Here is a 13,433-nt window from a genome sequence, read left to right as displayed (position 1 = left end):
GCCGACCACGACCCGGGGCTGTGCGGTGTCGTAGTCGGTCCAGCCGACGTGCAGCGCGATGCCGCGGACGTACCCGTACAGGACCCGGCCGTCTGCGTCGAGGTTGCGCTGCTCGGGACTGAGCTGCTGCATGTCACGGAGGCCGTCGAGCAGTTCCGCCCGCAGGCGCTCGCCCGCGGTCTCCCGGTCGGTGTAGGTGGTGCCCCGCCGGTCCATGGTGAAGGTGGCACCCCGCCCGACGAGGTAGTCCATCGCGCTTTCCAGTGCGCGGACCTCGGTCATGCGGGCGTCGACGGGGTCGGTCTGCGCGCGCTGGTCGGCGAGCATGTCCAGGGTGGCCGCAAGGCGCTGCGCGTAGTGGGCGGCGGTATCGGCCACGTTCAGCAGGCGTGCCCGGTCGGCGTCCGAGGCGTAGGCGCCCTGCTGGGAGAGGTAGGCGTCGGCGCGGCGGGCTGCCCGGGCGAGGCCTTCGTACTGCTCGACCACCATGCGACCGCCCGACGGCCCGGCGGTGGTGGCGGCCATCCGGCTGCGGTGATGCCAGGAGGCGACGTAGCCGGCCGGGTTGGTGACCCCGTCCTCTTCTCCGGTCAGGTCGCCTTCGGCGTCGACCAGCAGCGGCAGCGCGGTCTGTGTCGCCGCCCAGCGCTCGTAGACGACCTGGACGTGGTTCTGCTCGGCGGCGGCCTCCCGCTGACTGGCGAAGGGCTGCGCGACCTCGGTCCAGCCGTCACCGGCCAGTGCTGAAATGTCCTGGGAGATGAGCTGGCCCAAGACGGGGTCGTCGTCGCTTGGCTCCGAGTCAGGGCCTGGTGCGGCCTGGTCCCCGGTGTCCGTGCCTTCGAAGAAGGCATCGAGCAGTGCTTCGTTGAAGCTGTCGGCTGCCGCCTGCTCTGCGGTCACAGGCCCCTGGACGGGCCGTGCGTCGTCCGTGGCCTCGGCGTCGTCGGCGTCGGCGGCCGTGCTGCTGGGGCGGGCCTCGCCGGTGAGGCCTCGGGCCTCGGCCTGGATCTGGTGTTCGTCGGCGATCGACTTGCGCAGCGCGGCGATGGTCTCGCGCAGCGCGGTCAGCTCCTCGGTGATTTCCTCGGCGGCTTCCTCGCTGACGCCGGCGGCCCGTTCGGCGCGCTCGGCGAGGGCGGCCTCCTTCTCGTTGGCGACGACGAGCTTGCCCAGTGCCCGCTCCTCGCGTTCCTTGGACCGGGCCTGGATGCGGTAGGGGTTGTCGTCCTTGGGTCGCAGGTTGGCGGCGATCTCCTCGCGGCGGCCACGTAGGGAGTCTGCGGACGCGGCGAGCTTGGCCAGGTCGTCATCCAGGTGGCTGAGGAAGTGCTCCAGGCTCTGGATGGCGCCGCGCCCGTTGGACTGCGTGACCGAGGAGGCCTGCCACTGTGCCCGGTCCTCGCGCTGTCCCATCGGCACGACGTGGCCCCAGGCGAAGCGCAGGCGTAGCTGTCGCCGACCGCTGGCGCCGTAGGCGACCTCCGCGTGGAAGTCCTGCCCGCCGAAGGTCCCGACCGGGACGCGCTCGCCGGGTCGGATCGACTGGTCTGTGGCGATGGCGACCATCCGAGCCCCGAGCGCGTTCGCGGCGGCGTCGCGGCTGCGGTAGGTGGCGTCGTCCACGGTCATGGCGAAGGCGTCGCCGGTGGTCGGGCGGCGGTTGGGGGCCGCGGTCCGCATGCCCTCCAAGGCGGTGTCCGCGCGGGTGAGGAAGTCGTTGATGTCTGCGAGTTGCTGCGTGCGGTCGTCCTGCTGGCGGTCCCAGCTGCGGGCCAGGCCCTGGAGCCGGGCGCGCTCGGCGGTCGCTTCGGCCAGTTGCAGGATCGCGGGGTCGCCGGAGGCTAGGGCCGAGAGCATGCCGAGGTTGATGGCGTCGGCGCCGATGTCCTCGATCTCGCGGGCGGAGAAGTCCTTGCGCTGGATCTGGCCGATGAAGCGCGCCTTGCGCGCCAGCGTCGTCAGCCGGAACTCATCGAACGTCTTCTCGGTGATGTAGTACAGGACCCGCACGTCGTCGGGGGTGTTGTCGATCCACGGTGCGTTCAGGTTGCCGCGGCGCTCGATGCGGCCGTCGCGCTGGGCCATGTCCGCTGGCCGCCACGGGTAGGACAGGTGGTGCAGCGCGGTGGCCCGGTCCTGGATGTTGGTGCCGGTGCCCATCTTCTGTGTGGAGCCGATCAGGACACTGATGCGCCCCGAGCGGGCGTCGGCGAACAGCTTGTCCTTCTTGCGGTCGCTGTTCGCCTCGTGGATGAAGCGGATCGACTCGCGGGGCATCCCCCGCTGGACCAGTTCGTCACGCAGGTCTGCGTACAGGTCGGCCGGGTGCTTGCCGGTGCTGCCCGGGGTGCCCTCGTCCAGGAAGACCAGCTGGAGGCCGCCGCGCAGTTCCTGCGGTGTCGGGTCGTCCCTGGAGACCGGGTAGACGATGTCCTTCGTCTCCTGCCAGATTTCCGCGATCTTGTCGGCTGCGTAGGGGATCTTGCTGCCCATCTCCTTGCTGCCGCCGACGCGGCGCATGTCGACGGCGGCGGCGTCGGCGAGGTCGCGGACCTTGTCCATGTCCAGCACGCGCCCGCCGTACGTCGGGTCCACGCTGCTGATCTGGTCGGCGGTGATGTTCAGCCCGAGGTTGCGCAGGGCCTCGGTGGCGTCGACCAGGTCCAGGTCGACCGAGGCGCGCAGGCCCTCGCCGAGGGCCTTGAGGACGCCGCCGGGCTTGCGCACCCACGGCTGGTGCGGCAGTTCCTTGATGAACTGCCGCTGCGCCGGCGTGGGCGGGATCAGGACGGTCTCGCCGCGCTGGCCGTCCTCGTTCTCCCGCACCGGCGGGGTGGGCAGGTTCAGGTCCTCGGCCATCTGCACGTCTGCGAACGTGCGGTAGGCGGCCATCAGCTCGGGGACGTTGAAGAAGCGGGCGAACCGCGCCTTGTACTTGTAGCCGTCGCCCTTGGGGTCCGGCTCCAGGTTGCTGACGACCTCGCCGAACGTGGCCGCCCAGTTGTCGAAAGCGTCGAGCCCCATCTCGTCCAGGAGCTGCGGGGCCAGGTAGCGCTTGAGGACGTAGGCCTCGGTCACCGAGTTGGCGATGGGGGTGCCGGTGGCCAGGGTCGCCACCCGGTCCGTCTCGTTGGTCTCGCGCAGCCAGGACAGCACCATGTGCAGCTTGGTGGCCTTCGCCGAGCCCTGGATCGCAGCTCCCGGGATCGCCGAGACGGTGCGCAGGTTCTTGTACTCATGCGCTTCGTCCAGGAAGAGATAATCGACGCCGGTGTCTTCGAGGAAGACGCCGTTGTCGTCGCCCATGGCTTCGATCTGCTGCTGGAGCTTGGCCTCGGCGTTGGCCAGGGACTCTTCGATCTGCTTGACCGTGTTGCGGTGCATCCCCGCATCGGCGGCGGCGTCCAGCTGCTCACGGAGCGACCTCAGCTCACGGTCGAGGTAAGACCGCATGTTCTCCGGCCGCAGCGGCACCCGGTTGAAAGCTTCGTGGGTGAGGATCACCGCGTCCCAGTCGCCGCCCGCGATCCGGCCCATGAACTTCGCGCGGCGCTTCACGCTCAGGTCGGACGCGGAGATCGCCAGGATCTTCGCGTTGGGGTAGAGCTGCCGGAACTCCCTGGTCCACTGCTTGAGCATGTGGTTGGGCACGACCAGCGCGGGCTTCTTGGCCAAGCCGGTGCGGCGAAGCTCCATCGCGCCGGCGGCCATCGTCGCCGTCTTACCTGCGCCCACCACGTGCGCGAGCAGCGCGGTCGGTTCGTACAGGATGCGGCGGATCGCCGCGTTCTGGTGCTCCTTCATCGTCCAGCCGCTGATCAGCCCGGGCAGGCTCAGCGCGGAGCCGGAGTATTCCGGCAGCACCAGGTTGTTGAACACCTCGTTGTAGGCAGCGGCGAGCCGGGCCGCCCGGGTCTGGTCGTTCCAGACCCAGTCCTCGAATGCCTCCGCGATCAGCCGGGCCTTCTCCTGCGCCTCGTCCGTGGCGGCTTTATCGACGTAGGTGCGGCCCTCGTTGTCGCGGTAGGTGACCTGGATGGTCGAGTCGGCCTGTCGCAGCAGCGCCGTGAACAGGTCCTGCGTCGGGCGGGAGCCGGTGCCCCACTCCGTTCGGGCCAGGTCGCCGTTCTTGGCGCCGCGGACCTCCCACACCGTGCCGCCGGCGTGCACGACGCTGGCGTCCTCGAACCCGAGGTGGGCGAGGAAGTCGTTGTAGACGTCGACCGGCACCCACGGGGCGCCGATCTTCGCCTTGATCTCCGACGGGGCCAAGTCGGATGGCTGCACCCTCTCCAGGGCGGCGACGTTGCCCAGGAACGTCGGGTCGTCGGCAGCCCGCTCCCGCGCGGCGGCAAGCTTGGTGCGGACGTTCCCGGACAGGTAGCGGTGACCCGGCTCCCATGCGTCGTCCTGGAGCGGATCACGGTAGGCCAGCCCGGCGTCCGCGCACTGCGCAGCCGCGGTCTCCTCGTCCGTACCCAGCAGGCTGGCCACTCGGCTCATGTCCAACCGGCCGCCGTCGTACTCCATCGCCAGCGCGATGGCGTCCTCGTGGCTGTTCGCCCGCACCGGCAGGGTCCGCGGTTCCAGGACACGGGCCAGCAGCACCTTCTGCTCGGTGCCCTTACCCGTCCGCTCGTCCCACTCCTCCAGCCCGAACAGCAGGCTCGCGTCGGGGTCATCGTCAATCCACGCGAACGCGGTGCGCTGCTTCCATGCCTCCGGGACGTCCTTGAAGCCCTGCGCCGTGGCCTGCTCGCGGGCGCCCGGCGGGGTGAACTTGTAGTGCTGGCGCGGCTTCGTCAGTGGCGGATGGCTCTTGCGGTAGTCCCGCCAGGCGACTCGCAGCTCCGCGCGGCGCCGAGCCAGCTGCGGAGTCTCGCCGGGCTCGGGGGTATCGGCCTCGGCCGCGTACAGGTCCAGGGTCAAGCTCTTGAGGCGGATGAGCTGCACCAGCTGCTCGCGCTGGTCGGGGTGGACCTCCAGCGGGACCGGGCGACCGCCGTCGATGATGGTCGGGTTGTCTTCGGCGTCGAGGCCCAGTGCACCCTCGGTGCCGCCGGTGACGATCGCCTGCGCCGGTTCCGTGCGCTGATCTGCGGCGGCGGTTAGGCCCGCGGCCCGGGCTTCCACCGAGATCGCGGCAGCCGCGGCCGTGAGCGCTTCCGCCGGCGTCTGGTCGGTGCGGCCGACGACGGTGACTTCCGGGCCCCACTCACGGGAGCCCGCGCGCAACTCGCCGAGCACGTACTCGGGGTGCGCGTCGAAGTAGGAGTTGACCGCGAGTTCGTTTTCGTGGCCGGGCAGCACCCGCTTGGTGGACGTCAGCCACGCCGTGTCCCCCGGTTCCTCGCCGGGCATGCGGCGGCGCAGGAACAGTACGTCGGTGACCACGTCCGTCCCGGCCGCGGCCATGTGCGCCCGGGCCGGCAGGCGGACCGCGCCGACCAGGTCGCCGAGCTGATACATGCGCTCGCGCGCATCCGGCCTCTCCGCGTCCAGGGTGTAGCGCGAGGTGATGAGCGCGACGATCCCGCCCGGGCGGGTCGCGTACAGCGACTTCAGCACGAAGAGGTCGTGGATCGACAGCGCCAGATCGGCGTTGTGGACCTTGTCGAACCGCTTGTACCGGCCGAAGGGGACGTTGCCGACCACGCCGTCGTATCCGCCGTCGGCGAGCGGGACCTCTTCAAGGCCGCTGGTGATGATCTCGGCATCCGGGTACAGGCGGCGGGCAATCGCCGCGGTAGTCGGCTCGACCTCCACGCCAGTCATCCGCACCGGTTCACTCATCAGGATCGGCGCGAACCCGATGAAGTTCCCCGAGCCGGAGCCGGGTTCGAGGACTCGGCCGCCGGTGAAGCCCAGCCCGCGCACCGCGCCCCAGATCGAGCGGACCAGGTCGGCGTCGGTGTAGTGCGCGTTGATCGTGTTGCGGCGGGCCGCCGCCCACTCGTCCTCGGACAGCAGAGTCCGGATCTGCTCGCGCAGGTCGCTGACCGCGTCCCAGCGCGCCACCGCCCGCTCGAACGGCTCATCAGCGTCGAACGCAGGACGCGCCGGCCGCGGGTTGAAGATGACCGGCAGGGCGCCCCAGCCCGACCAGCGCGCAAGGGTGCGCTGTTCCTGCTCGGTGGCCGCGCGCTGCTCGCTCTCCAGGACGCGCAGCATCTCCAGGGCCGCGAGGTTGGCCCGGGCACGCTCCCCCTGCCCCGCGGGGGCGAGGTCCCGCTGACTGTCCGGCCGAAAGCGCGGCGGAGCTACATCTCCCGGTGCTCCGTCCCCGGCTCCTTCTCCAGCCAGATTTCCTCCGCGTACACCAGCTCCTGCGCCTGCGACCGCGTCGCCTGTCGCGCCGCCGCCCGCTCGCCCACTGGCAACTGCTGGAGGAGTTCCGTCGTCAGTCTCCCGATCTCCTCGGTCACCCGCAGGTCCAGCTCCAGAAAGTACGCCGCCTGCTGCTCCGGGCTCCCCAGCTCCGCCAGAGCCTGGGGCCGGTAGGTCTCCCAATACTCCCGAGCGGTCTTCCCGTGCCTGCTCAGCTGCGTCACTGCGGTTCTCCTCACCCTCGCGGAGCGGCTGCTCCACTCCCCCAACGCTCATGACCGTTCTCCCCCCGCCGTGCTGGTAGGACACAGGCACGCGACCCAGCCCAGCACACCGTCACCGCAGACGGGGCAGGGGTTCTCCCCCGGCCTCGCCCGGATGCCCCACGGCGGCTGGACTTGATCCATCCTCATCGACCCTACGACGCACCCATAGCGGTTTTCTGCCTTCGCACCGGCGAGTCAGGCCACAGCAAGGACAGAACGTTCCACGGTTTATCTGGCTACATTTTCCTACATGACGAGCATGGCGAAGATGGCGTTCCACGTGGCGGTGACCGACGATGCCTTGACCGGACTGAATGCCTACTGCAAGGCCCAGCGGAAGCGCGAGGAAGCGTGGATCGCCGAGCGCCGGCGAGAACTACTCATCCCGGGCATGTCCCGGCGCGGGGCCGCCGCCGTCCGCCGCGAGATCCGTGCGCAGGTCGCTGCGATGCGCCGCGCCGGCGAATTCGGCGGCACACGGGACGACATCGTTGCCCGGGCGGTACGCGAGGAGCTACGAGCCCGCGGCCTGGACCGAAAGTGGCCCAAGCCACCGGAAGGCGGAACCGACGGACCGGGCCGCCCTTGGGGCACTCCCCCGAGCCGACCCAAGGGCGAGGGCGGGTACACCGGCCGCGTTTCGGTGAACCTGCCGTACACCCTCGGCGACGCCGTCCGCCGCGCCGCGTACTGGACCAGCAAACCCGCCGTCGAGGGACTCCAGGACTGGGCCGACCTATGGGGCGACGGCCCCGACGTGGCCTATCTGGAGGCACAGCGCGCCGACCTTCCTGCCGAACTGGTCCTCCTGGCATCCGCCGGAAGCCTGTCCGCACCGCAGTCCGCCCTTGAGATCCGCGACGGCCTCCGCGCACAGGTACTCACCACCGGCGACCTGATCCGCGCGGCGATCGACCGCGTCGCCGCCGAGCAACCCGAACTTCCCGACGGGAACTGACGAGAGAAACAGTTGTTTCCAACTCGTTCGATTTCACTCGAACGCATTCGCGCGCCCCGCTCGGGCGCGGTACTCACCATCACCTCCCACGTCTGGCAAGCTGTGCCCGATCCGAGTAACCGCACCGCGCGGTGAAATCACGGAAATGAAAGGCCACGGGATGACCACACCCACAACGCTCCAGGCGGCCACCGACACGGCCGCCGGGGCTGGCAGGACGGCGAAGGTGATCGTCGTCATTCAGCAGAAGGGCGGCGCCGGAAAGAGCACGATCGCAGTCAACACCGCGGCGTGCGCGGGCCGCTCGGCGGTGCTCTCCAACGCAGACGACTCGGCGAGTTCTCCTGTGGTGGCAGCCGGCATCGACGTCCAGGGCACACTGGAGAAGTGGTGCGCGGGTGTACGCGAAGAGGCATTGCCGTTCGACTACGTCGTCACCAACAGCAAGCTGGGCATCCTGCCCCAGGTCTTCGCGGACCCTGACCGCCTCCGGATCATCGTTGACACGCCCGGCTTCCTGGACGTCGATCCGGACGCCGAGTGGGGGGCCGACCCGCTCGGGACGAGCCGTACGGCAGACGCCCTGCGCGAGGTGCTGGACGTGGCAGACCTGGCGATCGTCCCCATCACTCCGTCGAGGATCACGTGGGACGAGTGCGAGTTCACGATCGAGCGCGTCCTCAAACCGAGGGGTATCCGCTTTCTGGTCGTGATCAACCAGCACGACCCCGGCAAGGACAAAGGCGAGAAGCAGCTCAACAAGGTCAAGGCGTGGATTGACGAGCGGAACTATCCGCGAGTAGCGGACCCGATCCGCCGATACACGATCCACGAGCATGCCTACGAGAACGGCACCCTGGTGACCGAGTACAGGATGAGCGGCACGGCTCTCAACGCTCGGGAGGACTTCATGCGAGTGGCCCTGACGATGGAACAGATGCTCTGATGGGACGGGCGATCAACGTGGGCGGAGCCCCTACTGCCCCTGGCCGGCCGGACAACGCGATCGAGCTGGCGCGTGTTCTCGGGGAGCCGGACAGGCTACCCACCAGGCAGCTCACGGACACTCCGGCTCTCATCGCTCAGGAGCAGGACATGCTCTTGAAGTGTGAGAGCGCGATCGAGAACCTGCGCTTCGCCTTCTGGGCGGCCGGCAAGGCGCTCCAGGTGGTGCGGGACGCCCGGCTGTACCGCGAGCACTTCGAGACCTTCGAGGAGTACACGCAGACTAGGTGGGACATCACGCCTCAGTACGCGGGCAAGCTGATCCGCACGTGGCGGGTGGTTGATGCCCTGTTCCAGGCGAAGCCCGGGGGTGGTTTGGAAACAATTGTTTCCAAGAAGCTGGGCTACGGGCAGGCGTGGGAACTGGTTCCGCTGGCTGAGGAACACAGCGTGCAAGCTGCGGTCTACCTGTACCTGGGGCTGTTGAAGGTCAAGGGTGCGGGCGTGACGGCCGCCCTCGTCCAGGGCGCCGTGCAGGCACTGCCCGAGGCGGCGGTCGGCCACAAGGCGAAGACCGAGGAGGCCGTGTTCGCCTACCTCAGTTCCCTGGAGGAAGGTGGCGGCGGCGCGGTGCCGGTGGCGGACCCAGCGAAGGCCGTACGTGCCATCACCAAGGCGGCTCGCGCGCTCAACATGGACACTGTCCATGCGGCCCTGGAGCACGACCCGAAGAGGACGCGCACCGCGGTGAAAGCGCTGATTGAGGCCCTATCCTCAGCCAGCGGCATGCAGGTCACCTTCGCGGAGGTGGAGGGCAAGTCGGACGCACCGGCGCTTGAGGGCGACCTCGGCGATGGTGAACCGGACGTGGTCGGAGACCCCTCGGCGACGTCGGCCGCGTAGAGACCCCCGAACACAAAGAAGCGGGCACCGTCCGAAGGACGGTGCCCGCTTCTGGTGTCGGCATGTACCGAGCCGCGGGGTGCGGCTCAGGTGATGAGAGCAGTGAGCAGTGCGGCGCCGAGAGCCACGAGCGCCGCGCCGGTGATGATTCCAGCGAGGCGCAAGCCCTCGTACTTGCGGCGGGCGATCTTCGAGAGGTGGATGACGTGGGCGACGCGGTCCTCCGGAGCCTGGAGGTCCTTCACCAAGTCCTGCGGTGTGCACAGCGACCAGTAGAGGAAGCTGCCGCGCGCGGCGCCGGACAGGCGCGGGTGGACGACGACGAGCACGACGAGCATGGCGACGATGAGGCCGACGGCGCTGGCGCCGACGAGGACGCCGACAACGGGCGGTAAGCGGTGTCCCGGGACGGCCGCGACGAGCGCGGCGAGCGGCAGGGAGAAGCTGGTGAGCAGGACGCCTGACTTGGCGTCGGTACGGGAAATTTCAGCGAGGACGGTGGTATGGGCCGCGTCCAGGCGGCTGTCGAGGAGGGCGTCGGAGAGGGCGGGTGAGGTCATCGAGTCCCTTACGTGGCTGCTGTGTTGGACGGGTGGAGCGAGGGCGGCCGGGCATCCAGGTAGATGCCCGGCCGCTTCCATGTCCGTGGTCAGCCGAAATCGCGGTTGACCGTGCGGGCGCCAACTGGCGTGCTACGCCGCCGAGTCGTGGTCGACGTCGAACAGGTCGATCTGCATCTCGGCGAGTTCCTGGGCACGCTGCTCGGTGGTGCGCGCCCGCTCGGCGGCGAGCGCGTCCCGCCAGCAGGGCCAGCACCAGGGGCGCAGTTCCCCGACGGGGGCCGCGGCGTTCTGCACGTCGGTGGCGTGCGGTGTTCGCGGGGCGGCCAGTAGGGGCTTGTTCTTGCCGCTGTGCGTGACGTGGCACCGTTCGCCGTCGCCCGTGTGCTGCTTGCCGCAGGCGCCGGCGCAGGCGCAGTGGGCGCCGTGGGTGGCGAGGACGGTGGCCAGGATGTTGTCGGGTCGATTCACGGTCGCTCTCCCTCAGTCCTCGAACCGGTTGACGGTGCGGGCGATGACGCCGCGGGTGTTGGTGGTGATCTCGGTGTGGTCCTGGTGGACGGTGCCGGTGTAGTGCTGGTGGATCACGGGCGGGGCGGCGGCGACGACCTCCTTGGCGCTCTTGAACACCCGGGACAGGGCACCGAGGAGGGCCACGGGCGCGACGCAGACGATGCCGACGACGGCCGGGTTGACCTGGCCAGCGGTCCACAGCACCAGGGAAATGCCACCGGAGATGGGCACGGAGGCGATGCCGGTGGCGAGGAGGACGCCGCTGATGTCAGTGGCGCGCTGGCTCATGGGTGCCCGGCCGTCCTGCTGGACGGGCGGGGCGTAGCCGACGACGGGCACCGGGGTCACGTCCTTGTAGAAGGTGGCGACGGGGGCGGTGTCGCTGTAGCCCTCCGCGATGAGGCGGGCAGCTTCGGCGGCCTGCTGGGCTTCGCTCAGTGCGCGGTCCGCGGGGCGGTCGGGGTGGTTCACTGGTGGAACTCCTTCGGTTGAGATGGGGGAGTGGCGGGGACCGGCCGTTTTTTGACGGAGCAGCCGGTCCCCGTTTGCGTGCGGGGGTCAGGGGAGGCGGTAGACGGCCTTGCCGAGGCTGACGATCGCGCCTTCGAGGGCGAGTGCGCTGACGGCGTTGTTCACGCTGCTGGTGCCGGGGCCGCCCTCGGTGCCGCAGCCGACGGCGGTGCGGATCTCCTTGAGGGCCATGCCGTCGGGGTGGCCCTCCAGCGCGGCGAGGATGCGTTCGCGGATCGTTGGGGCCTTCGCTTTGGCTGCTGCCATGGGGGATGGGGCTTCGGGGATGTCCCCGGGCTCCTCCCCCTTCTTCGCTTTGTCGTCGGCATCCAGCAGACCCACGATGCGCTCCAGTTCCTGGTTGAGCTGGCTCTGCCAGGCCGCCCCGGAGGGGGCCGACGGGCCGTCTGCGCCCTTTCCGGTTCCCTTGGCGGCCGGGGCGCCGCGGTTGGCGTACGCGGCGCCGGCGGCGTAGGCCTCCTCGGGGGTGAGGGTGGGCATCGGGCGGCCGTCCATCAGGACTTCGAGCTGGGGGTAGAGGCCGTCGACCTTCTCCAGGACGAAGGTGCGGAACAGCACAGCCTTGCCCTCGGTGATCAGCCATCCCATGCCGGGGGTCGGCACACCCTCGGTGGCAGCGGTGCCCTCGAACAGCTCCTTGGCGCCCGCGCCCTCGTAGATCCGCTCAGGGATGGGGGAGATGTGCGCGCCGATCGGCGCGATGCCGTCCAGGCCCATGCCCTGAGTGGACGAGGAGGCGGTGCGGAGCAGGAAGACGTGCCCCTCCTTGCCCTTCTCACGGATCTCGTGATTGTCGCCCAGCTCCTTCAGGTGGAGGCTCTGGACGGCCAGGTCGACGCCGATGCCGACCTTCTGGCCGGTCTTCTGGAGGTCGCCGATCATCCAGGCCGCCTCCTTGCGGACCTCCTGGTCCAGGGAGGACAACAAGCGGTTGATCTCGTCCCCGGTCCACTGGATCAGGCACCACCGGCCGTGGAAGTCGAAGTCACCCCGCCCGCGCGAGTGAGCCTCGCGGTACTCCTTGACCGCGTGGAGCGCCCGCAGCTGGAGCATCGTCTCCTGGGGGCCTTTGGCCATCCAGTCGATGCGGCCTTCCATCTCCGGCATCGACATGCCGCCCTGGACGTCGGCCATCCAGGAGATGACGCCCGAGATCCGTTGCGCCGCGCCGAGGATGCGCATCAACCCCGACTTGCCAGCGCCGGTCGTTCCGGCGGTGATGCCGTGCTGGGCACGGCCGGTGTCGAAGTTGAACAGCTGGATACGGGCCACCGAGCCGTCGTGGGCGACGCCGATCGAGATGCGCCCGCGGTCGTCCATCGTCAGGTCCTCGACCGTGGGGGCGCGAACCTCCAGGAGCGGGTTCGCCCGGTAGATGTAGACCACGGCTTCGCGCGGCCCCGCGCCCTCCATCACCAGGCGCGAGATGTCGTCAATGCCCAGCGCGCTGCACAGGGCCTCGTGGTTGACCCGCAGGGTCTTTCCCCGGGGGGCGGCGATCCGCAGCCGGATCTGCTCCTCGCCGATGACGTACGCGACCAGGTCGACTCCGGGGGCCGCGCCGTTGACGACGTTGACGTGCTCGGCCCAGATCCGTTCCAGGGAGGCGCCGGGGTCCTCGGCCTCCGTCTCCAGCTCCTGCGCGGTGCGTCGCGCCTCGGCGAGGCGGGGCGCGACCTGGATGGCGAGGCGGCCGGGGCCGTAGCCGGGAACGTCCCGGGTGGCGACCGCGTCCACGGGCACGTCGAAAACTCCGGCGATGGCCCGCTCGTCCAGGCCGCGCGGCACGGTCTGGCCGGCGGGGGCCAGCACGACCGCGGCGAAGTCGGGCTCCTGGGGGTCGTACTGGTGGATCGCTTCCAGCGTGGTGTCCCCGGTGTCGCGCGACTGGTTCCACAAGGCCCGCATGTGGTCCTCGAAGGTGACCGGCTCACCCTCCGCCACCGGCTGCTCCATGAGCGCCGGGAGGGTGGCGGCGGCCCGCCGCAGGCCCTTGGATCGCGTCCAGGGCGCCATGGGGACCATGACGGCCGTCCAGACCGCCGCGCCCAGCATCGGCCACCCGGCCGGGTAGTGGATGACCGGCGCGAGCAGGCCCGCCGTGTAGGTGGTCGACCAGCCGAGCACCGGCAGTGCCCGCATGGACGAGGTGAGCCGCCGCGTCCAGTCGTCGGTGTCGCTGCGCTTCCACAGCCCGACGCCGGTGGCGGCGCCGGTGACCATGGCAGCGCCGTGAGCCCACCACGGCAGATCCATCTGCGGGCCGACCGCGACCCACGTGCCCGCGGCGCCGTACAGAAGGCGCTCGGCCGTGGCGAGCCGGCCTGCGGTCTTGCGCGTCAGCCCCCGCTCACCGGCGGTGGCGTCGGCCTGTACGACGTCGGTCGTCATCGTCATATCCCCTCCGGGAGGAAAAAGAGGGGAGGG

Annotated in this window: 9 protein-coding genes; 3 read left to right on the top strand and 6 right to left on the bottom strand. The window is 70.0% G+C overall.

Translation table 11 applies throughout. From position 1 onward, the window contains the following. Together ACH4SE_RS36120 and ACH4SE_RS36115 are read right to left on the bottom strand one after the other, a co-directional pair. Nucleotides 1-6,174, bottom strand: a 6,174-nt coding sequence (locus ACH4SE_RS36120) for a DEAD/DEAH box helicase family protein (protein ID WP_398547822.1), incomplete at its 3' end; no start/stop codon positions are given. Between the two features lie 89 nt (nt 6,175-6,263). Continuing rightward, complete coding sequence (locus ACH4SE_RS36115; protein WP_398547821.1) at nt 6,264-6,569, bottom strand: hypothetical protein; 306 nt, start codon at nt 6,567-6,569, stop codon at nt 6,264-6,266. A gap of 277 nt (nt 6,570-6,846) precedes the next feature. Here ACH4SE_RS36115 and ACH4SE_RS36110 point away from each other — a divergent pair, with 277 nt between their 5' ends. The 3 genes from ACH4SE_RS36110 to ACH4SE_RS36100 all read left to right on the top strand — a co-directional run bounded on the left by ACH4SE_RS36110 (nt 6,847) and on the right by ACH4SE_RS36100 (nt 9,402). After that, complete coding sequence (locus ACH4SE_RS36110; protein ID WP_398547820.1) at nt 6,847-7,554, top strand: hypothetical protein; 708 nt, start codon at nt 6,847-6,849, stop codon at nt 7,552-7,554. Nucleotides 7,555-7,714: 160 nt separating this feature from the next. Next, a complete protein-coding gene (locus ACH4SE_RS36105; RefSeq protein WP_398547819.1) occupies nt 7,715-8,500 on the top strand; it encodes a ParA family protein in 786 nt (261 codons plus the stop codon). Nucleotides 8,501-8,649: 149 nt separating this feature from the next. Continuing rightward, a complete protein-coding gene (locus ACH4SE_RS36100; protein WP_398547818.1) occupies nt 8,650-9,402 on the top strand; it encodes a hypothetical protein in 753 nt (250 codons plus the stop codon). An 86-nt stretch (nt 9,403-9,488) separates the two neighbouring features. Here the strand turns inward: ACH4SE_RS36100 and ACH4SE_RS36095 are convergent, their stop codons facing one another. The 4 genes from ACH4SE_RS36095 to ACH4SE_RS36080 all read right to left on the bottom strand — a co-directional run bounded on the left by ACH4SE_RS36095 (nt 9,489) and on the right by ACH4SE_RS36080 (nt 13,397). Further along, nucleotides 9,489-9,962 (bottom strand): Pycsar system effector family protein, encoded by a 474-nt coding sequence (locus ACH4SE_RS36095; RefSeq protein WP_398547817.1) that lies wholly within the window; start codon nt 9,960-9,962, stop codon nt 9,489-9,491. Nucleotides 9,963-10,094: 132 nt separating this feature from the next. Beyond that, a complete protein-coding gene (locus ACH4SE_RS36090; protein WP_398547816.1) occupies nt 10,095-10,433 on the bottom strand; it encodes a hypothetical protein in 339 nt (112 codons plus the stop codon). 12 nt (nt 10,434-10,445) lie between these two features. Continuing rightward, nucleotides 10,446-10,946 (bottom strand): hypothetical protein, encoded by a 501-nt coding sequence (locus ACH4SE_RS36085; protein WP_398547815.1) that lies wholly within the window; start codon nt 10,944-10,946, stop codon nt 10,446-10,448. Nucleotides 10,947-11,033: 87 nt separating this feature from the next. After that, on the bottom strand, nt 11,034-13,397 hold the full coding sequence (locus ACH4SE_RS36080) for a hypothetical protein (protein WP_398547814.1): 2,364 nt from the start codon (nt 13,395-13,397) through the stop codon (nt 11,034-11,036). Nucleotides 13,398-13,433: the final 36 nt, after the last annotated feature.

It is taken from the genome of Streptomyces sp. NPDC020983 (assembly GCF_044333485.1).
Taxonomy (GTDB): domain Bacteria; phylum Actinomycetota; class Actinomycetes; order Streptomycetales; family Streptomycetaceae; genus Actinacidiphila.
This window is presented reverse-complemented; position numbering and strand designations above follow the sequence as displayed.